Origin of the sequence: Streptomyces malaysiensis subsp. samsunensis (assembly GCF_024519315.1) — a bacterium.
GTDB lineage: Bacteria > Actinomycetota > Actinomycetes > Streptomycetales > Streptomycetaceae > Streptomyces > Streptomyces malaysiensis.
In genome coordinates, this window is record NZ_JANIIC010000010.1 from 160,907 (window position 1) to 180,539 (window position 19,633).

Consider the following 19,633-nt stretch of genomic DNA (forward strand, 5'->3'; position numbering starts at 1 on the left):
AGATGCGCAGAACCCGGTCCCTCGCTCTCACCGCCACCGTGGTGGCGGCGGCCGCGATTCCGGGAGTGTCGGTGGCGGCGACGCCGAAGGTTTCGGTGGCGACGACGCCGGACACCGTGCGGTGGGGCCCGTGCCCGGAGGACGTCGCCTCACCCCGTCTCGAGTGCTCGACGCTCGACGTCCCGCTGGACTACCGGCATCCGGACGGCCGGCAGATCGAGATCGCCATCTCCCGACTGGCGAGCGAGAAACCGTCGCAGCGCCGCGGTGTGCTGCTGACCGATCCGGGCGGCCCCGGCGGCGCGGGGCTCGACTACCCGGCCGTTCTCGCCGGCTCGGGACTGCCGCGGAAGGTGCTGGACTCCTACGACGTGATCGGCTTCGACCCGCGGGGCGTCGGCCACAGCACACCGGTGACCTGCGATCTGACGCAGGAGCAGCAGTACCGTGGCAACTTCGCGCCGTACGCGCACACCGCGGCCGATGTCGCGCGGGAGGCGGGGAACGCGCTGACCGTCGCCGAACAGTGCGCCACCTCGCGGACGGCGTGGATGCTGCCGCACACCACCACCGCGAACACCGCGCGCGACATGGACCGGATCCGGGCGGCGCTGGGCGAGCCGAAACTCTCGTACCTCGGTCACTCCTACGGCACGTACCTCGGCGCGGTGTACGCGACGATGTTCCCGAAGCGCGGCGACCGGGTCGTGCTCGACAGCAACTTGGGGCCCGGCGGTTACGACGCCACGGCCATGCGGTTGTTCGCCCGTGGACTGGAGGACCGGTTCCCGGACTTCGCGGCGTTCGCGGCCGCGCGTCCGGAGTACGGGCTGGGCACCACACCGGAGCAGGTGACCGCGAAGTTCTTCGAACTCGCGGAGCAGTTGGAGGCGAAGCCGGTCCAGGGCATCGACGGCAACGCGTTCCGCGGGTTCACGTTCGACCGTCTCTACGCCGATGGGCTCATGCCCCAGCTGGCCGAGTTCTGGCAGGCGCTCGACACGGACCGGCCGGTGCCGTCCATTCCGCCGTTGCCGAACCTCGAGAACCTCATGGCCGCGCGTTTCTATGTGGTATGCGGTGATACGCGCTGGCCGGGGACGGTTCGCGAGTATCAGCGCAATGTCGCGGTCGACCGGCTGAAGTATCCGATGCTGGGCGGGTCCACGGCCGGCATCGGACCGTGCGCCTTCTGGCCGACCGAGCGGGTCGAGCCGCCGGTGCGCATCGGTGACCGGGGCCCGTCGAACGTGCTCATGGTGCAGAACGAACGCGACCCGGGAACGCCGCTGACCGGCGCCCGGAAGCTGCGGCGGGCGTTCGGGAAGCGGGCCACGCTGGTGACGGCCGACCAAGGCGGCCACGGCGTCTATCCGTTCGGCCCCAACACGTGTGCCAAAGACGCGGTGACGACTTTCCTGACCACCGGACAGCGCCCGCCGCGGAACCTCGCCTGCGCGGCGGAGCCGAGCGAGTAGCGGGAGCGGGAGCGGGAGCGGGAGCGGAGACATGTTCAAGGAGTGGCGGCATCGTCGGGCCGTGCAGCGGGTCAAGCCCGGGGTCGGGCGACCGCTGAAGCGTTTCCGCGCTGCCACTACGTCACCACCAAGGGGGTCGAGCACCAACTCATCCCGGACCCCGCCTCCGCCGAGGGGCGCCGCGCGCGCCTCGACCGCGCGCACCCCGCACTGAGCCGCTGTATCGGCCTCCTCTCGCTGGTCGTGCTCGTCATCGGCCTGGTTCTCCTCATCCTGCAACTCATGGAACAGATCACCCGGGCGCCGGAGGGCGTCTCCCATTACGTCGGGACCTTCACCTCGCCCATTGATATGCCGGCATGGGGCAACATCGTGCTCGGGCTGGTGACTGTGGCGGCCAGCACGGAGCGGGCACTGCGGCTGCGCTAGAGCTTGCTGCTCGACGGCGGGGCGGGATGACCGCGCTTCTTCGCTCCAGCCGTCGGGATGGCCATGGGCTGTGAGGACGAGCGGGGGCTCGGGGACCGGATTGAGCACGATCGTCCGGAGGCCGAAGGCCAGGGGAAGGAAGGCGGCGTGCTGGACCTTCCTTCCCCTCGTGAGGAAGGTCCGGCAAACTCCGTGCCGCGTTGCCTTAATGCGCTATCGCGCGCATTAAGTAACGGGTGTCACACTAGCGAGGGGTGTGTACGCCGTGCAATGGGTTACCCGGCGTATGGCGCCCTGATGTCGTGAAGATCTGGTGCTCACGAGGGCGGAGGGGCCGTAGAGTCGGCGCGTCATGACAGAGCGACCACCGCATGGGTCGGCTCGCCCAGGGGGGCGTACGGCCCGGACCCGTGCCGCCGTGTTGGCGGCCGCGTACGAGGAGCTCGACCGCGATTCGATCGCCGCGCTCACCCTTGACCGGCTCGCGCGGCGGTCGGGGGTGCATGTGTCGACCATCCGGCGGCGCTGGCGCACGGTGGAGGGGGTCGTCGTCGATCTGCTGGCCGAGCGGAGCTCGGTGCTGCCCACGCCGGACACCGGGGACTTCCGGCGGGACCTGACGCAACTCACCGAGGCCATCGCGGACTTCAACAACACGCTGCGCAACCGCAATGTGATACAGGGGCTGCTCGCGGCGGCCGCGCATGACGCACGGGTCGAGGAGATCGTCCGCAGCGCGTTCATGCGGCGGACCGAGGAGGTGACCTGGATCGTGCGGCTTGCGATCGAACGGGGGGAGATTCCCGGGGACACCGACGCGTGGGAGGTCATCGCCTCGCTGGCGGCGCCGCTCTACTACCGGGTGCTGATTCTGCGCGGGGTCATCGACGAGCGGCTGGTGCACACCACCGTCGAGGCGACGTATCAGGCGGCTCGGTCGGGGGTGTTCGTGCGGAAGGGGTGATGGCGCCCCGCGGGCCCGGGGGTGATGGCGCCCCGAGCCCCCGCGGGCCGGGGCGCCATCGGCGTCGCGTCAGGCGGACGCGCCACGTGCCTTGAGCATGTCGGCCATCAGCTGGATCTCCGACTGCTGGCCCTGGACCATCGTCTGGGCCAGATGCTTCTCGGTCGAGTCCTTGACCAGCTCGACCGCGCCCTTCGCCATGTCGACGCCGCCCTTGTGATGGGCGGTCATCAGCTTCAGGTAGAGCACCTCGGCCGCCTTGCCCTTGGCCTTGCGCAACTCGTCGAGCTGGGTGTTGGTGGCCATGCCCGGCATGAGCGAGCCGTCGTGCGGCTTGTACGCGCCGCCGCCCATGCCCTTCATCGAGCCGTGGTCCATGCCCTCCATGCCCTCCATGCCGTCCGACGACGCGTTCTTCATCCACGTCATCGGCGGGTCCTCGGACGTCTTGTCCAGCCCCCACATGTCCAGCCAGCCCTGGAGCATCCCGGCCTGGGTGGCCTGCGTGCTGGCGATGTCGAACGCCAGCCGCCGCACCTCGTCGTCGGTGGTGCGGTCACGCACGATGAACGACATCTCCACCGCCTGCTGATGGTGGACGGACATGTCGCGGGCGAAACCGGCCTCGGCGGAGGTGTCCTTGGGCGTACCCGTGTCGGTCGTGCCCTCCGAGCGGTCGCTGGTCAGCCACAGCACCGCCACCGTCACCAGCGTCAGCAGGGCCAGGGCGGCGGCGATCCCCGCCACCAGCGGCTGGCGTGACGCGCGGCCGACGGCGGTCGTCCCGTCGCTCACGAAGTCTTCCCGTTGGTGCAGTAGGCGCCGGGCTCGGGGGTCTGCTTGCCCTGGACGAACTTCTTGAAGAAGTCGGCCACCCGCGGGTCGGACGCCTTCTGGACGTCCAGCTGGTTGCCCCACGCGTTGAGGACGATCGGCGAGTCCTGCTCCTGGTAGGGGCTCATCAACGAGTACGGGGTCTTCTTCACCCGCGCCGTGAGGGCTTCGACGTCCTCCTTCGACGCCTTGTCGGTGTACGTCACCCACACCGCGCCGTGCTCCAGCGAGTGCACCGCGTTCTCCTTCGTGAGCGGCTTGGTGTAGACGTCGCCGTTGCAGTTCTGCCAGACCTGGTTGTGGTTTCCGCCGACCGGCGGCGACATCGCGTACTCGACCGTGCCCTGGACATGGGTCCGGCCCAGGTTCTTCCAGGTCTTCATGCCCTTGAACTCGCCGGTCCGCACGACCGACGAGGTGACCTTGGCCTCCTTCTCGTCCTTCTTGTCGCTCGCGTCGACGAGGAAGTAGCCCCCGACGGCCAGTCCGGCGACGATCACCGTGACGGAGGTGATGGTGATGATCCGGTACCGGCGCTCGCGCGCCTTCTCCGCGCGGCGCAACTCCTCTATCTTCGCGCGGCGGTCGGCCGCGGTGCCCTTCGTCTTCGATCCCTTGGAGCCCATGGCTGTCCTCAACCTCGCAGTACTCGCAGTTCGCGCAGTTCGCACGCTGGATGGGTGGAGCGGTGAATCGCGGTTACCGGCGCCGGCCTAGGTCCGAAGCACTTGGAGCTGATGGAGGCCGAGGGCGCGGACGGGGTGGTCGGGCGGCGCCCGGACGGAGTCCGGGCCCCGGGTGCCGTCGGGCGGTGGAACCTCGGCGAGGGAGGGCGGGGGTACGGGCGTGGGCACCAGGGCCTGGACCACTCCCCGGGGACCCGCGACACAGTTGTCGCTTCCGGGCCCGGGGCCGGAGGCGTCCGCCGGGCCGTGCCCCGGAGCCGGATGGCTGACCGGCCCCTCGGGCGGCTGCTGGTCCGGCGCGCGGTCCGCCAGCCGGTGCGGGCACCCCGTGGACAGGGTGTTGTGGTCGGCGGCGGGGTGGATGCACGAGGGCGCCACCCATATCGCCGCGGCGAGCAGCAGTACGGCACGCCAGACGGCGGCGGGCACGGTGCCGCGCACCGGGTCCCGCCGTATGTGGCCCCTCCGTATGTGGGCCTCTCCTCCGCCCTGCCCTCTGCCCATCGGGCCAGATCGTAACCACTGCGACTGTCGCGATGAATGGGTCCATGGCGGAACGCGGCAAACGCCTGGTGGGGGCGTGGTGGCGCGGCGCCGGGCGCACGGGCGTCAGCGGCGCCCGATGTCAGGGACGCCCCACGTCAGGCGTGCTGCCCCGCTACCAGCCCGCGCCGCACGCACGCCCGTCAGGACACGCCGTCAGTACACGCCCTCGATCACGACCTCGTCGTCGAACATCGCCACCGGCCCCACATCCGCCACCGAGTCCCCGACCGCGCCCTCCAGCGGCGGCACGCGGATCGCCAGATCGCGCTCGAGGTTGCCCGGCAGCAGGGCGGACTCGCTGACGTGGTTCATCACCACCTGGCCGCGCTCCCCGTACGCCACCGGTGCCCCGCTCGCCGGGTCCACCACCGAGACGGTGACGAACGGTGTGCGCGGATCGAAGACACACGGTTCGTCCGGGCCGAGCCCCAGCCGCTCGGTGGCACCGCCGAGGATCATGGTGTCGCCGTAGGTGCCGTAGAGCGCACAGCCGGGGAAGACCTCGGTGCGCAGCAGATCGCGGGTGTCGGCGTCCATATGGGCGCCGCCCCACATGATGCCCTTGACCTTCTCCCCGATCAGCTCGATGAGGTCGTCGTGCCGGGCCAGCCGCTCCAGCAGCGGCGGGGTGGTCATCAGCACCCCGGACTCCGACGCGGCGAACGACCATTGACCCGGAGGGTCCCCGGCGCCCGGCCTCGTGCCGGGGACCCCTCCGTCAGACGATCGTGACCGGGGCGATCAGACCGGCGGTGGATCCGGCCGGTACGGGGTTGGCCTCGGTGCTGACCAGATCGCCGCTCTCCATGACACCGGAGCCGCTGACGTCCACATGGACCCGCAGCCCGTAGTTGTCGCCCGGGACCAGCTCACCGGGGACGGTGACGCTGAACGGCACATGGCCTCCCGGGCTCAGCGGCACATCGGTGAGGACCTGCGCCGCCACGATCGACTCGGGGGTATCGGAGCGGGACACGTTGCGCACCTCCACCACCACCCGCGCCGCCCGCCCGGCAGGGGCGTCGGGGGGCAGGGTCACGATGCCGCTGAGGACACTGCTCATTCCGAGATGGTTTCCCCCCGGGCGGAGGTCTTGTTCCGCCATCCGGGTGGGAACGCCGTTCGGGCCGGGTGGATCGGTGTCGGCCGGGTGGAGCGGTGTCGTCAGTTCGCGCAGGGGCGGCCGTTCAGGGTGAAGGAGCCGGGCGGCCGGCTGCCGTCGTTCCAGGTGCCGAGGAAGCCCATGGAGAGGGTGCCGCCCGCCTTGACCCGTTTGTTGTAGTCGGCCGCGGTGGCGGTCACCTTCGCACCGCGCTGGGTGAACTCCCCGTCCCACATCTGCGTCACCCGCTGGGAGCCGCGGAAGCTCCAGGTGACCCGCCAGCCGTCGAGGGGTTCGCGGGAGGTGAGGGTGACCGCGGCCTGGAAGCCGTCGGGCCATTGGTTCACGAGCCGGAAGCGGGCCGTGCAGTCGGCGTGTCCGCCGGGCATCCGGCCGGAGGGCGGCCTTCCGCCATGGCCGGAGGCGGAGCCGGAGCCACCCTTGGAGGGCGAGGGGGTCGGGGCGGAGGAGCGGCCGGGCTTCTTCGAGCCCTTGCCGGAATCCTGGCCGGAACCCTTGCCGGGGTCCTTTTCCTCGCTCCCACTCCCGCTCTTCGAGGGGCTCGGGGAGGCGGGGGCGCCGGGGTTGTACGGCGACGGCGATGAGGTGGCCGGGACGAGGCCGCTGGGGGTCGTCTCCGGACCTCTGGACCCGCCGCTGCGGTCGTCGGAGTCCGCGGCGGTTCTGGTCAGCGACGCGACCAGTGCGGCGAGGGCGATGACGGCGATCACCGCCAGGATGACGGCCGTACGGGCTCTTCTTAACCGGCGGCGGGCGGCGCGGCCCCGGATGACCCGGTGCCCCTCGGCGCGGCCCGCACTCGCATCGCCCGCACCCCCCGCACCGCTCGCGTCGGCTCCGCCACCGGCACCGACTCTGCCACCGGCACCGACTCTGCGACCCGCACCGACTCTGCGACCCGCGCCGGCTCCGCCACCCGCGCCGACTCCGCCACCCGCACCGACTCCGCCACCCGCGCCGGATCTGCTGCCCGCATCACCGGCCCGTCTGCTCCGGCGCGCCCCGATCGCGTCCAGGACCCCGTCGCGCAGCCGCTCCCACAGCGGTGCGCGGACCGCGTGCGCGGTGGGCGCGGCGGAACGGGCGCTCGGCACGGTGCCCGGGGCCCGCTCGGCGAGCGTGCGGCGCCGCTTGACGTAGAGGTTCCCGCCCCAGCCGATGACCCCGCCCGCCAGTGCGCCGGGCAGCCCGTCCCCGTCCACATACATGCAGGTGGCGGCGTCCCGGCAGGACCGGCAGCGGGCGAGGTGCTGCCACAGGTCGGCGGGTGAGGGGGAGTCGGGCGCCCGGGTGGCGGCGTCCAGCAACTTGGCGTAGCTGCGGCACTCCTCGTCGGTGAGGGTGTCCACATGGGCGCGCTGACACCGTTCGCGGAAGGCCGCGCGGACCCGGGCGATCTCCTCGGTGGCGTACTCCGGGTCGTAGCCCAGCTGCCGGGCCACCGCTTCCGTGGATCGCGCCTCCACCTCGACCAGCCACAGCAGCTCCCCGTCCGCCTCCGGCAGATCCCGCAGCGCGCGCAGGGCGAGCGGCTGGTCGCGGGGCGGCGCGGCGAAACGGGCGGCCCGGTCGGAGGCCAGCCAGGTCCGCAGCTCCGGGTTGAGCCGGTCGCCGTGGCGGTGGGCCTGCCAGTCGGCGGCGGTCTTCCGTATGGAGGTCAGAAAGAGCGGCAGCCACGGGAGACGCTTGCCGAAGCCCCGGGTACGGCGGTTGCGGGTCTCCCGGATCCCCCGCCGGAACGCCTCGGTGGCCAGCCGCATCCCGTCTTCCGGCGTGGTGGTGCACAGTTCGGCGTAATCGGCGACCGCGTCCCAATAGGCGCCCAGCAGCGCCGTCGCGGAAGCCGCGCCATCGACATCCTCGGCGGGCGCCCCGGCAGGACCGGAGCGCGTCGGGGAGCCGTTCCCAGGAGATTCCCCGGGAGATGAGTGGTCGGGCATGGAGGCATTTCCTCACTCACGAACAGCGGTGCCCCCGCCGGGGGCGACCTTCTCATAAACGGCTGCGGGGTGGTCAGCCAACAGCACAGCTCTGCCTCGGAGTTGGGGATTCCCCTTACGGGGCGCGCCGAGCCTTTCACGCCGGTGACCAGGCTGACAAGAGACGAAGGCCAGTCCCCGTTTGGGATTATGAACCACCTGACAAGCCGTGTGATCGGGCCGGATTGACGTGAATAGTAGTCACGTTCACTGCCCCATGCGACACAAAACCGGGGCCCGAAAAAGGTCCAGACCGCATCGTTCGCCGTGTGAACCCCTGTGCGTTTTCGGAGATTTACGGCGAGGTGATTTGCCGGTCCCTCGGATGTCGCGTCCGGTAGCGCGATCGCCGTGGTCAGCCGCATGTCGGGGGGATGTGCGGTGTGATCCGTCACGGCCGTTCGCGGCCCCGGTGAGGCGAAAGGGGACGAGGACGTGGACGGCGGTGAAGGGCTCTGAGCCCTCGTCCTCCTCTGGTGATCGCTGGCAGATGCCAGCCTCCGTGCCCGAATCGTTGGACGGATACCACCTGATCGCGATGTACCCCCTCGCAGCTGCGGCGTTACCATCGGCGAATGCATACGTACCGGATCGGTGAGGCCGCGGCCCTGATGGGGGTCAGCGTCGACACCTTGCGGCGCTGGGTCGACGGCGGACGGCTGGCCGCCGAACGGGACGAGCAGGGGCGCCGGATCATTCCGGGCCCGGCGCTCGCCGCGTTCGCCCGCGAGGTCGCCACCAGCGCGGAGCGCGACCACCCCGGCTCCTCGGCGCGCAATCGCTTCTCGGGCATCGTCACCGAGGTGATCCTTGGCGATGTGTCCGCGCAGGTGGAGATCCAGGCGGGGCCGTTTCGCGTGGTGTCCATGATCAGCCGGGAGTCGGCGGAGGAGCTGAAGCTGGAGCCCGGAGTTCCGGCCGTCGCCGTGATCAAGTCGACCAACGTGGTCGTGGAAACCCCGTGAACACACGCGCCGAGGGCGGCAGTGGCGGCAGAAGCCGCGGAAGCGGCAGTGGCAGTGGCAGAGAGGGAGAGACAGACCCTATGACGACCCGTTCCGTATCCGGACCCCGATCGCGACCCCGAGCCCGTTGGACCCTCCGTGCGGTGGGCGGCTTCGCGCTCGCCGCCGTGGCGCTGACCGCCTGCTCCTCCGGCGACTCGGACGGCGCCGACGACTCCTCCACCAAGTCCTCGTCCGGCTCCTCCTCCAAGAAGCTCTCCGGCACGGTGACCGTGTTCGCGGCGGCCTCGCTGAAGGAGAGCTTCACCTCGCTGGGCAAGACCTTCGAGAAGGAGCACCCCGGCACCAAGGTCTCCTTCAACTTCGGCGGCAGCGACGCCCTCGCGGCCAGCATCACCTCCGGCGCGCCCGCCGACGTCTTCGCCGCCGCCAGCCCGAAGACCATGAAGACCGTCACCGACGCCAAGGACTCCAAGGGCGCCCCGGCCACCTTCGTCCGCAACCAGCTCGAGATCGCGACCCTCCCCGGCAATCCGAAGAAGATCGCCACGCTGAAGGACCTCACCCGCTCCGGGCTGAAGGTCGCGCTGTGCGCCAAGGAGGTGCCCTGCGGGGCGGCGGCCCAGAAGGTGCTGGACGGGGCCGGGCTGAAGCTCACCCCGGTCTCGTACGAGCAGGACGTCAAGGGCGCCCTGACGAAGGTGCAGTTGAAGGAGGTGGACGCCTCCGTCGTCTACAAGACCGATGTGAAGGCGGCGGGCGGCAAGGTCACGGGTGTGGAGTTCCCCGAGTCGAAGAAGGCGATCAACGACTATCCGATCGCCCTGCTGAAGAACGCCCCCAACGCCGAGGCGGCCACCGCCTTCATCGACCTGGTGAAGTCCGCGCAGGGCCAGAAGGTGCTCGGCCAGGCCGGTTTCCTCAAGCCGTGACGGAGCCGAAGGCGGGGGCGGAGCGGAAGGCCGGGACCGAGCCGAGGGCGGGGGCGCAGCCGAGGGCGGGGGCGGAGCGGAAGGCCGGGACCGAGCCGACAGAGGTCCTGGGTGGCGGCGGCACCCGGCCGTGGCTCGGCACCCCCCGCCTCCGGACGGGCACCCCGCTGCCGCTGCTGCTGCCCGCCCTCGTCGGCCTGGTCTTCCTGGTGCTCCCGCTCCTGGCGCTGCTGGTCCGGGCGCCCTGGCGGAGCCTGCCCGACCAGCTGACCAGTGTCGCGGTGTGGCAGGCGCTGCGGCTTTCGCTGATCACCGCGACCGCCGCCACCGCCGTGGCGCTGGTGCTGGGCGTGCCACTGGCCTGGCTGCTGGCCCGCGCCCGCTTCCCCGGCCGCCGGCTGGTGCGCGCCCTGGTGACCCTGCCGCTGGTGCTGCCGCCGGTGGTGGGCGGTGTGGCGCTGCTGCTCGCACTGGGCCGTAACGGGATCGTCGGCCGCTGGCTGGACTCGGCGTTCGGCGTCACCCTGCCGTTCACCACGGCGGGGGTGGTGGTCGCGGAGGCGTTCGTGGCGATGCCGTTCCTCGTGATCAGCGTCGAGGGCACACTGCGGGCGGCCGATCCCCGCTACGAGGAGGCCGCCGCCACGCTCGGCGCCTCGCGCTTCACCGCCTTCCGGCGCGTCACCCTGCCGATGGTCGCGCCGGGCGTGGCGGCCGGGGCGGTGCTGGCCTGGGCGCGGGCGCTGGGCGAGTTCGGCGCCACGATCACCTTCGCGGGCAACTTCCCCGGCCGTACGCAGACGATGCCGCTGTCGGTCTATCTCGCGCTCCAGAGCGATCCGGCCGCCGCCATCGCGCTCAGCCTCGTCCTCCTCGCCGTCTCCATCGCGGTCCTGGCCGGACTGCGCGACCGCTGGATGGCCGTCTCATGACCACGGACACTTCCCCCACCGAGGAGGCCGTGCTGCGCACCGATGGCCTCGACGCCCGTCTCCTCGTGGACCGCGGCACCTTCCGGCTCGATCTGCGGCTGTCCGCCGCGCCCGGTGAGGTGCTCGCCCTGCTCGGGCCCAACGGCGCGGGCAAGACCACCGCGCTGCGCGCCCTGGCCGGGCTCACCCCGCTCACCGCCGGGTCGCTGCGGCTGGACGGCCGGACCCTGGAGGAGCCGGAGAGCCGGGTGCGGGTGCCGACCGAGGACCGCCCGGTCGGCGTCGTCTTCCAGGACTATCTGCTCTTCCCGCATCTCACCGCGCTCGACAACGTGGCCTTCGGCCCGCGCTGCCACGGAGTGCCCAAGGCGGAGGCCCGCGCCCAGGCCGCCGAGTGGCTGGAGCGGATGGGCCTGACCGACCGCGCGGGCGCCAAACCCCGCGCCCTGTCCGGCGGTCAGGCCCAGCGGGTCGCCCTCGCCCGCGCCCTGGCCACCCGGCCCCGGCTGCTCCTGCTGGACGAGCCGCTCGCCGCGCTGGACGCCCGCACCCGCCTCGACGTGCGCGCCGGACTCCGCCGCCATCTGGCCGACTTCGAGGCGGTGGCCGTCCTGGTCACCCATGACCCGCTGGACGCGATGGTGCTGGCCGACCGGCTCGTGGTGGTCGAGGAGGGCCGTATCGTCCAGGAGGGCACTCCGGCGGACATCTCCCGCCGCCCCCGCACCGACTACATCGCCAGCCTCGTCGGCCTCAACCTCTACCAGGGCCGCGCCGACGGCCACACGGTACGGCTCGACGGGGGCGCCGCCATCACCACCACCGAGGACCTCACCGGCCCGGTCTTCGTCGCCTTCCCACCCGCCGCGGTCACCCTCCACCGCGACCGGCCCGACTCCAGCGCACGCAACCTGTGGCGGCTGGAGGTCTTTGGCCTGGAGTCCCACGGCGACCAGATCCGCGTCGACCTCACCGGCGAACTCCCCCTCCTGGCCGACCTCACGACGGCGGCGGTGGCCGAACTGTCCCTCCACCCGGGCCGCCAAGTCTGGGCCACCCTCAAGGCCACCCAGACCCACGCGTACCCGGCCTGAGCCGGGCCGGCACAGGCCGGCTCAGGCCGGACCTGAGCCGGGCCGGCACACCTACGCGCCATCGGAGCCGTCCCCGCAGAGCGGCCGGCACACCCACAGCTCAACCTCCCGGGTCCTGCTGCCACAGGTCCACTCGACCGTCCCGAGCAACTGATCCGCGAGCAGCCGCCGCTCGCACAGCGCACAGTCCCAGCCCTCCAGCTGAGGCCCGGTCAGCGTGTCCGGATCCGGCAGCTCGATGCCACGCGCTGCCGCGAGCGACTGCCGGGCAACTGGACGGCCGTCGGTCACCGGCCGTCCCCCGCACCGATGCCCAGCTCGGCGACGGCAGCCCGGACCAGCGCCTCGCGGAGCCGGTTGGCATCCGTGAGGTATCGCCCCGGCCCGAGCGGGACGCGCCAATGCAGATACGGCCCGCTGGTGCGGTCGCTGGGCGGAACGCCGATGTACGAGGTCTCAACGCGGCCCGAACCGAGCGTCTGAACCTGCCGGACGCGGCGCCAGTACTGGGCGCTTCCAGGGCGGATGAGCCAGTACACGAGGTTGTAGTCGGCGATGACGGCACCGGTCGCCCCACCGAGTAAGGCCAGGGCCCGCTCACCGAGGCCCGCGGGGGCGCGTACGGCGTCCCAGTGCGGGCCGACCAGGACCATCTCTACGTCGGCGCCGCTCGGCGGCGCCCATGGTTGGGCATGGGGATTTGTCAGCACGTTCGCCCCCGTGTCATCGAAGAAGGTTCTTGGGCACACGTTGAGATTGGCCGTGTGACATCGATCACGGGATAACCGGCGGGTGTTACCGAAGCGGTAATACGCTCGTTCTCTGCTCGGTACGAGCATTGCTTGCGCCTACGACCCACCGGAAGTTGGCACCATGGACGCCACCACGCCCGGACTGCTCGCTCCAGACGTCCTTGACCGGGATGACCTGCGCCGAGCCTTGGAAGAGCATGACTTCGCCGCAGCTTTCTCCCTGATCAAGAAGTGGGGCGGACTGTCCCAGAACCGGATCGCCGCGGCCTGTCGACTCACCCCCGGCAAGGTCTCCACGATCATGAACGGATCCAGCAGAGTCACCTCCATCGAGGTCATCCGCCGGATCTCGGACGGGCTGCGCATCCCGGGGCACCTCGTGGGTCTTTCGCCCCGACCGTGGGAGAGCGGGAACGCTCTACTGGACAAACAGCGGACGCCCGGCTCCGACACACGGCAACCAGGTACCGACGCCGTACCGTGGCGGCCCGACGCCACCGCTGGTATGGCCGCCGATCTGACCAGGAGCGATCTCGTGATGGACCGCCGAGCCGCGACGCGTGCCATTGCTGGCGCCGCCGTCACCGGCGCACCACTTCTCGACGCTCTCGACGGCTGGCGCACACCAGCCGCCACCGATGACCGAGCGCGCCGCCCCGGCCGTCTGGGCGCACGCGAAGTGGATGAGCTGGAGTCCACCGCCCGCGCCTTCCGGAAGTGGGGCCGCACCGGCGGAGGCGGGCTCCGCAGAAAGGCCGTCGCCGGGCAACTTGCCGAGGTAGCCGCCGCTCTCGAGGAGCACCAGGCCCCAGCCATCGAACAGCGCCTCTACCGTGTCATGGCCCAACTCGCGGGCACCGCAGCCTCGATGGCCTGGGACGTCGGCCAGCAGCGCCGCGCCCAGGACTACTACCGCCTGGCGCTCCGCGCAGCCCACGCGGGCGCTGACACCGAATTCGGTGCCAATGTGCTGGCCGGGATGGCCAGGCAGATGCTGTACCACGACCAGCCGCATGACGCCCTCGAACTCATCCGGCTCGCCCAGGATGGAGCGCGCCGCACAGCGGGCCCGAGGCTGCGGGCGATGCTCCACACACGGGAGGCGTGGGCCCTGGCGTGCATGGACCGGCCATCCGGTTTCCGACGTGCGACCGGGCAGGCTGCCGAAGCGCTCAGCGACGCCGGACGACCCGACAGCGAGCCCTACTGGATCGGCTACTTCGACGACGCCGAACTCGCCGGGGTCACCGGCGGCAGGCTCCTGGACATGGCCCGCTCAGACCCGCGTAGCTACGCCGGCCAAGCCGCCGACCACATCCGTACTGCCCTGGACCGGCGCGGCCCTGAGGCTGGACGTGGCCACGCTCTGGACTGGATCGGACTGGCAGAGTGCGCCTTCCTGCTGGGCGACCTCGGCAGCGCCGCCGACTACTCTCGTCGCGCTGTAGAGGTCGCGTCCGATCTGCTCTCCGGGCGCGTGCGCGCACAGCTGGCGCAGCTGTACCCGTACACGGTGGGGGACGGCGTGCCGCGGGCCGTCACCGAAGTGCGTGTCGGTATCCGTACTCTGCTGACCACCTGATGAGGAGGCGATGGCCCTGATGACGACGATCGCTGTGACCGGGCATATGGATCTCACCGACGCGTCGGTGCCGCTGGTCCGAGGGGAGTTGGACAGGCTCCTGGGCGCCTACGAGCCCGTCGGTCTGGTCGGTGTGTCATGCATCGCCAAGGGCAGTGACAGCTTGTTCGCCGACGCGGTCCTGGCGGTCGGCGGGCGGCTGGTCGTGGTGATTCCGTCGCGGGACTACCGGCGGGCCAAGGTCAAGCCGGACCACGCCGAGACCTTCGACCGCCTTGTGGAGGCCGCGGACGAGGTGCTGGTGATGCCGCATGAGACGGCGAACCGGCAGGCGTACGAAGCCGCGAACGCCGTGCTGCTGGAGCGTGCCGACCGGTTGATGGCGGTGTGGGACGGGCGGCCGCCCTCCGGTAAGGGCGGTGGTACGGCGGACGTGGTGGAGCAGGCGCGTGGGGCGGGCGTGCCCGTGGATGTCGTCTGGCCGGACGGGGTTTCCCGGCGGGCCTGACGATCCACCCGGGCATCCACCTGGGCATCCACCCGGGCCTCGACGTGTGAGCTTCTGAGGCCGGACCTGTGCGTATTCGCGCTGGACCGGGCCCGGTTGGGGGATGCTGGGGGCATGAGGCAGGGGGAGCCCGGGGAGGGCGAGCGCTTTGCGCGGCGGGCCGCGTGGCGCCGGTACGTCGTCGCGTCCGTAGTGAGCACTGTGGCCGTCGCGGTGGCGGTCACCCATGTGCTGGCGCCGGATCTGAAGATCGACAACGTCACCGTGGCGCTCCTGGTGGTGGCCGTCGTGCCCTGGCTGCGCGATCTGCTCAACAGCATCGAGCTGCCGGGCGGGGTCCGCCTGGAGTTCAAGGAGGCGGTCGAACGGCGCATCGAGGCCGCAGAGCGCATCGCCGACGCCGCCCTCGTCGGAAGCGGCGACGACGGGCCGGAAGCTGACGGTGCCACCGTGCTGCGGGACGTGCGCCGGCTGGCCGCCGAGTATCTTGAGGTGCGTGGGTCCATGAGCAGTGGGTCCGCCCGTACGCAGCGCATGAACGGCATCTTCGCGCGGCTGGTGCGCGCCACTCAGCGACTCGCGGACCCCGACTTGGACGGCTGGCTCACCTCCCCGGACGGCGGTCTGCGGCTGGCGGCGTACGCGCGGCTGTACGCGGTGCCGGACGCGGACGCGCTGGCCGCCCTCGCGGACGCCGTCGTCAAGGAGCCGCTCGCGTTCAGTCAGTACTGGGGCATCCACGCGCTCGACAAGGTCGTGGACGCGGTTGGGGCCGAGGATGTGCCGCCGGGGGTCGTCCGGCGCCTGGAGGACTGCCGACCGCGCGGCGGCGACCGGGTGGCCCTGCTGCGGCGTCTGATCGCCAAGCTGCACGGGCTTCGGTAGCGCCGGGCTCTGCGGCCTTTGGTGCGCCGACCTCCACGTTCCGGTTGCGGCTTCCGACGGGTCCGGCCCTCCGGTCGCGGCTGCCGGTGGGAGCGCCACCGCTACCGGCAGGGGTGACGGGCCCGCGCGGCGCGCTCACTCAGCCGTGATGACCACCTTCCCGAAGTGCCCGCGCCCCGCGAAATACCGGTATGCGGCGGGCGCCTCCGTGAAGGGGAAGGCGCGGTCGATGGTGGGGCGCAGGCGGTGGTGCTCGATGGCGCGGTTCATCTGCTCGAACATCTCGCGGCTGCCCACGAACATCCCCTGGAGCGTGATGCCCTTGCGCAGCACCGCGGACGGGTCGGCCACGCCGTCCTGGGCCAGGACGCCGATGAGGCTGATCCGGCCCCCTACGCGTACGGCGTCCAGCGACTGCGGCAGGGTGCCCGGACCGCCCACCTCCACGACGTGGTCGACGCCGCCGCCGGTCGCCTCGGCCACCAGCCGGCCCCACTCGGGGGTACGGGCGTAGTTCACGCCGTCCGCGGCGCCCAGGGTGCGCAGCCGTTCTAGCTTGGCGTCGTCGCTGGAGGTGGCGAACACACGGGCCCCGCCGAGCGCGGCGAACCGCAGGGCGAACAGTGACACCCCGCCGCTGCCCATGGTCAGCACCGTCTGGCCGGGGGTGAGCCCGCCGGTGACCGCCACCGCGTGCCAGGCGGTCACGGCGGCGCACGGCAGCGTCGCGGTCTCGGCGGAGTCCAGATGGGCGGGGGCGGCGACCAGGGCGTCCTGGTCGAAGAGGACGTACTCGGCGAGCACCCCGTCGGCCGGGCCGCCCAGCACGCCCGCCGTCTTCCGCGCGGTGGGCGGGCCGGAGATCCAGCCGGGCATGAAGACACCGGCGACCCGGTCCCCCTCCCGCCACCGGGTGACGCCGGAACCGGCGTCCACCACCTCGCCCGCCCCATCGGACACCGGCACCGCGTCCGGCTTCAGGGCGCGCCCGTAGGTGCCCGAGGCGATCATCAGGTCCCGGTAGTTGAGCGACCAGGCCCGCATCCGGACCAGCACCTCGCGCGGGCCGGGGGCGGGCACCTCGCGCTCGTCGAGGCGGAGTGCGTCCACGCCGGTGAGGCGCGGCAGGTGGTAGTAGCGCGTCTTCATCACACCGTTCCTCACACGGTCGACGGGATCGGGACGGCCTGCCCGCTGACCCGCACCCGGGGGTCGCCGGGCGTGACGTCGAGCAGGAGGTCGCTGGGACGGCCCATGTCCTCGCCCTGGCGGATACGGACCCGGGTCGGGCCGTCGACCAGGCCGAGTACCCGCAGATAGCCGCCGAAGGCGGCCGCCGCGGCACCGGTGGCCGGGTCCTCGACGACCCCGCCGACGGGGAACGGGTCGCGGGCGTGGAAGACGAAGCCCTGCGCGGGGCTGTCGGCGGGGCCGTTGGCGAGGCCGCCCGTGGAGTCGTCCGCGGGGCCGTTCGCGGTGCCGTTCGCGAAGTCGTTGGCGAAGTCGTTCGTGGGGCCGTCCGTAGAGCTGTCCCTGGAGCCCTCCGTGGGGCCGCCCGGGGGGCCGTTCGCGGGGCCGTTCGCGGAGTCCTTCGCGGGTCCGCCCGCGGAGGCGTCCGCGGTCTCGCGCCACACCAGATGCACCGTGGTCCAGCCGCGCCGCCGCATCACCGCCTCCAGCGCGTCGTAGTCGTAGTCGAGGTCCGCCAGCCGCTCGCGGGTGGCGGCGGCGAGGACGAGGTGGTCGTTGCCCGCGTAGGCGACATGCGGGGGCAGGGCCAGGTCCAGGTCGTCCGCGGACCAGCGCAGCGCCGCGAGCGTCGGCCCGATCTCCGTGCCCGGGTCGGCGGGGCGGGACCGCGTGGGCACGCTGGTGAGCGTGGCACGGGGCGGGCCGTCGCCGTCGGCCGTGGTCTCGACGCGGATCTCGCCCGAGGCGGTGTCGAAGACCAGCTCACCGGGGCCGTCGCGCTCGGCGAGGGCCACGGCCGTGGCGATGGTGGCGTGCCCACAGAAGGCGACTTCGGCGAGCGGGCTGAAGTACCGCAACCGGTAGCGGCGCGCGTCCTCGTCCCCCTCGTCTACCTCGCCGCCCCCGGCCACCCGATGGCCGGACACGAGGTGGGCTGGGACGAGCTGGCCGGGCAGAGCTTCTTCGTCCACGAACAGGGCTGCTCCTACAGCGACCACCTCGTCCGCACCCTGCTCACCCTCCCGGGCCTGCCGCCCCGCCTCACCCGGTTCGGCAGCATCGAGGCCGCCCGCTCCTGTGTCGCGGCGGGCCTTGGCCTGACGCTGCTCCCCCGTGCCACGGTGGAGCGCCAGCTCGCCGACGGCCAGCTGGCGGAGGTACACGGCCCGCCCATCCCGCCGGTTCCCGTCCAGCTCACCCGCCACCGGCGCCGCTGGACCAGTCCGGCGGCACGGGCGGTGGCGGACGAGTTGACGCGGCTGCTCTCGGCGGGCTGACGCGGCGGCTCGCGGCGTGAGCTGTGCGTCAGGCGAACGCCGGAGAACGCCGGACGAACGCCTGACGCGAGCGTCGGACCGGCGTCAGACCAGCGTGACGCCGTCGTGGGCGCGGATCGCCGGTGGGGTGGTGGCGTCGAGGGCGTCCAGGACGCGTACGGCGTACGCCTCGTCGGCGAGGTCGGGGACCTCGGCGCGGGTGGCCCAGCGCCAAGCGCGGGTGCGGGGGCCGGTGACGGGGGTGCCGTCGAGGGCCGCACAGCGGAAGACGAGGGAGACGGTGAGGTCGTTCATGTCCTTGTAGACCCCGGTGAGCGCGGCCGGGAGCGCGATCTTGACGCCCGTCTCCTCGAGGATTTCGCGCTGGAGGGCGTCGGGGGCGGTGCTCTCGGGGTCGAGCGCACCGCCCGGCGGCTCCCAGGTGCTGCCGTCGCGCCGTTTGATCAGCAGCGCTCGGCCGCGTTCGTCCACGATGACTCCGGCGACGCTGACGCGGTGCGGGCGGTCAGTTGTCACGTTTCTCGGCCCTCTCGGCCGGCTCGCTGGCGGCCGAGTCCTTCGAGTCTTCCGAGCCCATGGAGTCTTCCGAGCTCTTCGACTCCTCCGGCTCCTTCGAGTCTTCCGAGTCCGCCGAGTCCTCGAAATACGCGTCGAGCACTACGTCGAGCTCCGCCGTCCACTCCTTGAGGAGCCTTCGGGCCGGTGCCTCGACATCGGCCGTGTACCAACGCCGGTTGGTTGTATAGACCGTGATGCCGAACCGCTTCCCGAACCGCGGGGTGTCGACCTCCACCGCACCGATCTCGTCCCATCCGAACTCGGCCTTCTCGCCGTCGAGTTCGAACGTGACGCCACCGCGCTCAGCGCGGATCACACCGCGCCGGTCGGACACCTCGAAGACGGCCCCGCCGTCCTCGTCCGCGCCGTTCTCGCGGTCCTCGTCCGCGCCGTTCTCGCGGTCCTCGTCGGACGCGACGTCACTCGTCGTATCGGCTCCGCCGTCGACATCGCCGTCGGCGTCGGCGTCGGACTCCGCCTCGGCGTCGACGCCCTCGTCCTCGTCGGGCTCGTCCTCGGCCGTGACTTTCTCCGGCGGCCGCTCTGCTGCCTTGTCCGGGGTGTCCTCCTCCACATCGGCAGGGCGCGGGGACGTCAGGCCGGGGACATACCCCGGATCCGTCCCGGCTGTGTGAATGGGCGGGATGATCGGTCCAGTGCTCTGCTCCACGGCGGGAAGTATTGCGGATAAACCTGTGCCGCCGACAGGCAACCCCGCTCCCAATCGAGCAGACACGGAAAAGCCGCAGGTTACGCGGAGCCGATTTCGGCGCGGGCCGTAGCGGCGGCCCGGCGCCGCACGCCTTTACTGTCCCTTTACTATGGGTGTGGGGACACTTGACCTACCGGCGCCTTCCCGGCGCCCTCCCAGCGCCCCACAAGCGCACACAAGCGCCCCGCCAGCACCCTCCGAGCGAT

Annotated in this window: 23 protein-coding genes; 11 read left to right on the top strand and 12 right to left on the bottom strand. The window is 71.8% G+C overall.

Features of this window, described 5'->3' with window-relative positions; genetic code table 11:
• Positions 1-2 precede the first annotated feature (2 nt).
• From NQU54_RS11660 to NQU54_RS11670, 3 genes are all read left to right on the top strand, one after another.
• Positions 3-1,478, top strand: coding sequence for an alpha/beta hydrolase (locus NQU54_RS11660; protein WP_257630985.1), 1,476 nt, complete (start codon positions 3-5; stop codon positions 1,476-1,478).
• A gap of 42 nt (positions 1,479-1,520) precedes the next feature.
• Complete coding sequence (locus NQU54_RS11665; protein ID WP_257630986.1) at positions 1,521-1,907, top strand: hypothetical protein; 387 nt, start codon at positions 1,521-1,523, stop codon at positions 1,905-1,907.
• A 352-nt stretch (positions 1,908-2,259) separates the two neighbouring features.
• Positions 2,260-2,871 (top strand): TetR-like C-terminal domain-containing protein, encoded by a 612-nt coding sequence (locus NQU54_RS11670; protein ID WP_257630987.1) that lies wholly within the window; start codon positions 2,260-2,262, stop codon positions 2,869-2,871.
• A gap of 69 nt (positions 2,872-2,940) precedes the next feature.
• On the opposite strand, the gene NQU54_RS11675 is transcribed toward NQU54_RS11670, so the two are convergent.
• The 6 genes from NQU54_RS11675 to NQU54_RS11700 form a co-directional block, all read right to left on the bottom strand.
• Entirely contained in the window at positions 2,941-3,666 is a 726-nt protein-coding gene (locus tag NQU54_RS11675; RefSeq protein WP_257630988.1) for a DUF305 domain-containing protein, read from the bottom strand.
• Complete coding sequence (locus NQU54_RS11680) at positions 3,663-4,331, bottom strand: thioredoxin-like domain-containing protein (RefSeq protein ID WP_257630989.1); 669 nt, start codon at positions 4,329-4,331, stop codon at positions 3,663-3,665. The genes NQU54_RS11675 and NQU54_RS11680 overlap by 4 nt, the downstream gene beginning before the upstream one ends.
• An 87-nt stretch (positions 4,332-4,418) precedes the next feature.
• A complete protein-coding gene (locus NQU54_RS11685) occupies positions 4,419-4,895 on the bottom strand; it encodes a hypothetical protein (protein WP_148666277.1) in 477 nt (158 codons plus the stop codon).
• Between the two features lie 195 nt (positions 4,896-5,090).
• Positions 5,091-5,579, bottom strand: coding sequence for an acyl-CoA synthetase family protein (locus tag NQU54_RS11690; RefSeq protein WP_306278605.1), 489 nt, complete (start codon positions 5,577-5,579; stop codon positions 5,091-5,093).
• Positions 5,580-5,655: 76 nt separating this feature from the next.
• Positions 5,656-6,000, bottom strand: coding sequence for a hypothetical protein (locus tag NQU54_RS11695; protein ID WP_069860291.1), 345 nt, complete (start codon positions 5,998-6,000; stop codon positions 5,656-5,658).
• Positions 6,001-6,101: 101 nt separating this feature from the next.
• Positions 6,102-8,000 carry a cellulose binding domain-containing protein gene (locus NQU54_RS11700; protein WP_257630990.1) on the bottom strand — a complete coding sequence of 633 codons (1,899 nt, stop codon included), beginning with the start codon at positions 7,998-8,000 and terminating at the stop codon, positions 6,102-6,104.
• A gap of 614 nt (positions 8,001-8,614) precedes the next feature.
• On the opposite strand from NQU54_RS11700, the gene NQU54_RS11705 reads away from it, so the two are divergent.
• From NQU54_RS11705 to NQU54_RS11720, 4 genes are all read left to right on the top strand, one after another.
• Positions 8,615-9,004 (top strand): TOBE domain-containing protein, encoded by a 390-nt coding sequence (locus NQU54_RS11705; RefSeq protein WP_173963255.1) that lies wholly within the window; start codon positions 8,615-8,617, stop codon positions 9,002-9,004.
• 80 nt (positions 9,005-9,084) lie between these two features.
• Positions 9,085-9,936 carry a molybdate ABC transporter substrate-binding protein gene (gene modA / locus NQU54_RS11710; RefSeq protein WP_257630991.1) on the top strand — a complete coding sequence of 284 codons (852 nt, stop codon included), beginning with the start codon at positions 9,085-9,087 and terminating at the stop codon, positions 9,934-9,936.
• 107 nt (positions 9,937-10,043) lie between these two features.
• A complete protein-coding gene (locus NQU54_RS11715) occupies positions 10,044-10,868 on the top strand; it encodes an ABC transporter permease (protein WP_257631012.1) in 825 nt (274 codons plus the stop codon).
• Positions 10,865-11,962 carry an ABC transporter ATP-binding protein gene (locus NQU54_RS11720; RefSeq protein WP_257630992.1) on the top strand — a complete coding sequence of 366 codons (1,098 nt, stop codon included), beginning with the start codon at positions 10,865-10,867 and terminating at the stop codon, positions 11,960-11,962. The genes NQU54_RS11715 and NQU54_RS11720 overlap by 4 nt, the downstream gene beginning before the upstream one ends.
• A 51-nt stretch (positions 11,963-12,013) precedes the next feature.
• Here the strand turns inward: NQU54_RS11720 and NQU54_RS11725 are convergent, their stop codons facing one another.
• A complete protein-coding gene (locus tag NQU54_RS11725; protein ID WP_099014382.1) occupies positions 12,014-12,253 on the bottom strand; it encodes a hypothetical protein in 240 nt (79 codons plus the stop codon).
• The gene (locus NQU54_RS11730; RefSeq protein ID WP_308408480.1) at positions 12,250-12,672 is read right to left on the bottom strand and encodes a hypothetical protein; all 423 of its coding nucleotides are present in this window, start codon (positions 12,670-12,672) and stop codon (positions 12,250-12,252) included. The genes NQU54_RS11725 and NQU54_RS11730 overlap by 4 nt, the downstream gene beginning before the upstream one ends.
• A gap of 163 nt (positions 12,673-12,835) precedes the next feature.
• On the opposite strand from NQU54_RS11730, the gene NQU54_RS11735 reads away from it, so the two are divergent.
• The 3 genes from NQU54_RS11735 (at position 12,836) to NQU54_RS11745 (ending at position 15,689) form a co-directional block, all read left to right on the top strand.
• On the top strand, positions 12,836-14,296 hold the full coding sequence (locus tag NQU54_RS11735) for an NsdA family TPR-like regulatory protein (protein WP_257630993.1): 1,461 nt from the start codon (positions 12,836-12,838) through the stop codon (positions 14,294-14,296).
• A 19-nt stretch (positions 14,297-14,315) separates the two neighbouring features.
• Complete coding sequence (locus NQU54_RS11740; RefSeq protein WP_257630994.1) at positions 14,316-14,804, top strand: hypothetical protein; 489 nt, start codon at positions 14,316-14,318, stop codon at positions 14,802-14,804.
• Positions 14,805-14,918: 114 nt separating this feature from the next.
• Positions 14,919-15,689 (top strand): hypothetical protein, encoded by a 771-nt coding sequence (locus NQU54_RS11745; RefSeq protein WP_079258347.1) that lies wholly within the window; start codon positions 14,919-14,921, stop codon positions 15,687-15,689.
• Between the two features lie 135 nt (positions 15,690-15,824).
• Here NQU54_RS11745 and NQU54_RS11750 read toward each other — a convergent pair whose 3' ends face one another.
• Positions 15,825-16,838 carry a zinc-dependent alcohol dehydrogenase family protein gene (locus NQU54_RS11750; protein WP_257630995.1) on the bottom strand — a complete coding sequence of 338 codons (1,014 nt, stop codon included), beginning with the start codon at positions 16,836-16,838 and terminating at the stop codon, positions 15,825-15,827.
• Between the two features lie 11 nt (positions 16,839-16,849).
• Positions 16,850-17,806, bottom strand: coding sequence for a PhzF family phenazine biosynthesis protein (locus tag NQU54_RS49740; protein ID WP_257630996.1), 957 nt, complete (start codon positions 17,804-17,806; stop codon positions 16,850-16,852).
• Between NQU54_RS49740 and NQU54_RS11760 the strand changes: the two genes are divergently transcribed.
• Complete coding sequence (locus tag NQU54_RS11760) at positions 17,795-18,157, top strand: substrate-binding domain-containing protein (protein ID WP_372505851.1); 363 nt, start codon at positions 17,795-17,797, stop codon at positions 18,155-18,157. The genes NQU54_RS49740 and NQU54_RS11760 overlap by 12 nt on opposite strands.
• A gap of 84 nt (positions 18,158-18,241) precedes the next feature.
• Here the strand turns inward: NQU54_RS11760 and NQU54_RS11765 are convergent, their stop codons facing one another.
• Both NQU54_RS11765 and NQU54_RS11770 read right to left on the bottom strand, forming a co-directional pair.
• Positions 18,242-18,673 (bottom strand): NUDIX hydrolase, encoded by a 432-nt coding sequence (locus NQU54_RS11765; RefSeq protein WP_257630997.1) that lies wholly within the window; start codon positions 18,671-18,673, stop codon positions 18,242-18,244.
• Positions 18,663-19,385, bottom strand: a complete 723-nt coding sequence (locus tag NQU54_RS11770) for a hypothetical protein (RefSeq protein ID WP_257630998.1) — start codon at positions 19,383-19,385, stop codon at positions 18,663-18,665. Before NQU54_RS11770 ends, NQU54_RS11765 begins: the two co-directional genes overlap by 11 nt.
• Positions 19,386-19,633: the final 248 nt, after the last annotated feature.

Bases quoted from the DNA above. Each gene is read 5' to 3' on its own strand.
- NQU54_RS11705 (WP_173963255.1), top strand. From the start codon at position 8,615: ATGCATACGTACCGGATCGGTGAGGCCGCGGCCCTGATGGGGGTCAGC.
- NQU54_RS11685 (WP_148666277.1), bottom strand. From the start codon at position 4,895: ATGGGCAGAGGGCAGGGCGGAGGAGAGGCCCACATACGGAGGGGCCAC.
- NQU54_RS11735 (WP_257630993.1), top strand. From the start codon at position 12,836: ATGGACGCCACCACGCCCGGACTGCTCGCTCCAGACGTCCTTGACCGG.
- NQU54_RS11695 (WP_069860291.1), bottom strand. From the start codon at position 6,000: ATGAGCAGTGTCCTCAGCGGCATCGTGACCCTGCCCCCCGACGCCCCT.
- NQU54_RS11700 (WP_257630990.1), bottom strand. From the start codon at position 8,000: ATGCCCGACCACTCATCTCCCGGGGAATCTCCTGGGAACGGCTCCCCG.
- NQU54_RS11745 (WP_079258347.1), top strand. From the start codon at position 14,919: ATGAGGCAGGGGGAGCCCGGGGAGGGCGAGCGCTTTGCGCGGCGGGCC.
- NQU54_RS11660 (WP_257630985.1), top strand. From the start codon at position 3: ATGCGCAGAACCCGGTCCCTCGCTCTCACCGCCACCGTGGTGGCGGCG.
- NQU54_RS11760 (WP_372505851.1), top strand. From the start codon at position 17,795: ATGGCCGGACACGAGGTGGGCTGGGACGAGCTGGCCGGGCAGAGCTTC.
- NQU54_RS11740 (WP_257630994.1), top strand. From the start codon at position 14,316: ATGACGACGATCGCTGTGACCGGGCATATGGATCTCACCGACGCGTCG.
- NQU54_RS11680 (WP_257630989.1), bottom strand. From the start codon at position 4,331: ATGGGCTCCAAGGGATCGAAGACGAAGGGCACCGCGGCCGACCGCCGC.
- NQU54_RS11750 (WP_257630995.1), bottom strand. From the start codon at position 16,838: ATGAAGACGCGCTACTACCACCTGCCGCGCCTCACCGGCGTGGACGCA.
- modA (WP_257630991.1), top strand. From the start codon at position 9,085: ATGACGACCCGTTCCGTATCCGGACCCCGATCGCGACCCCGAGCCCGT.
- NQU54_RS11670 (WP_257630987.1), top strand. From the start codon at position 2,260: ATGACAGAGCGACCACCGCATGGGTCGGCTCGCCCAGGGGGGCGTACG.
- NQU54_RS11720 (WP_257630992.1), top strand. From the start codon at position 10,865: ATGACCACGGACACTTCCCCCACCGAGGAGGCCGTGCTGCGCACCGAT.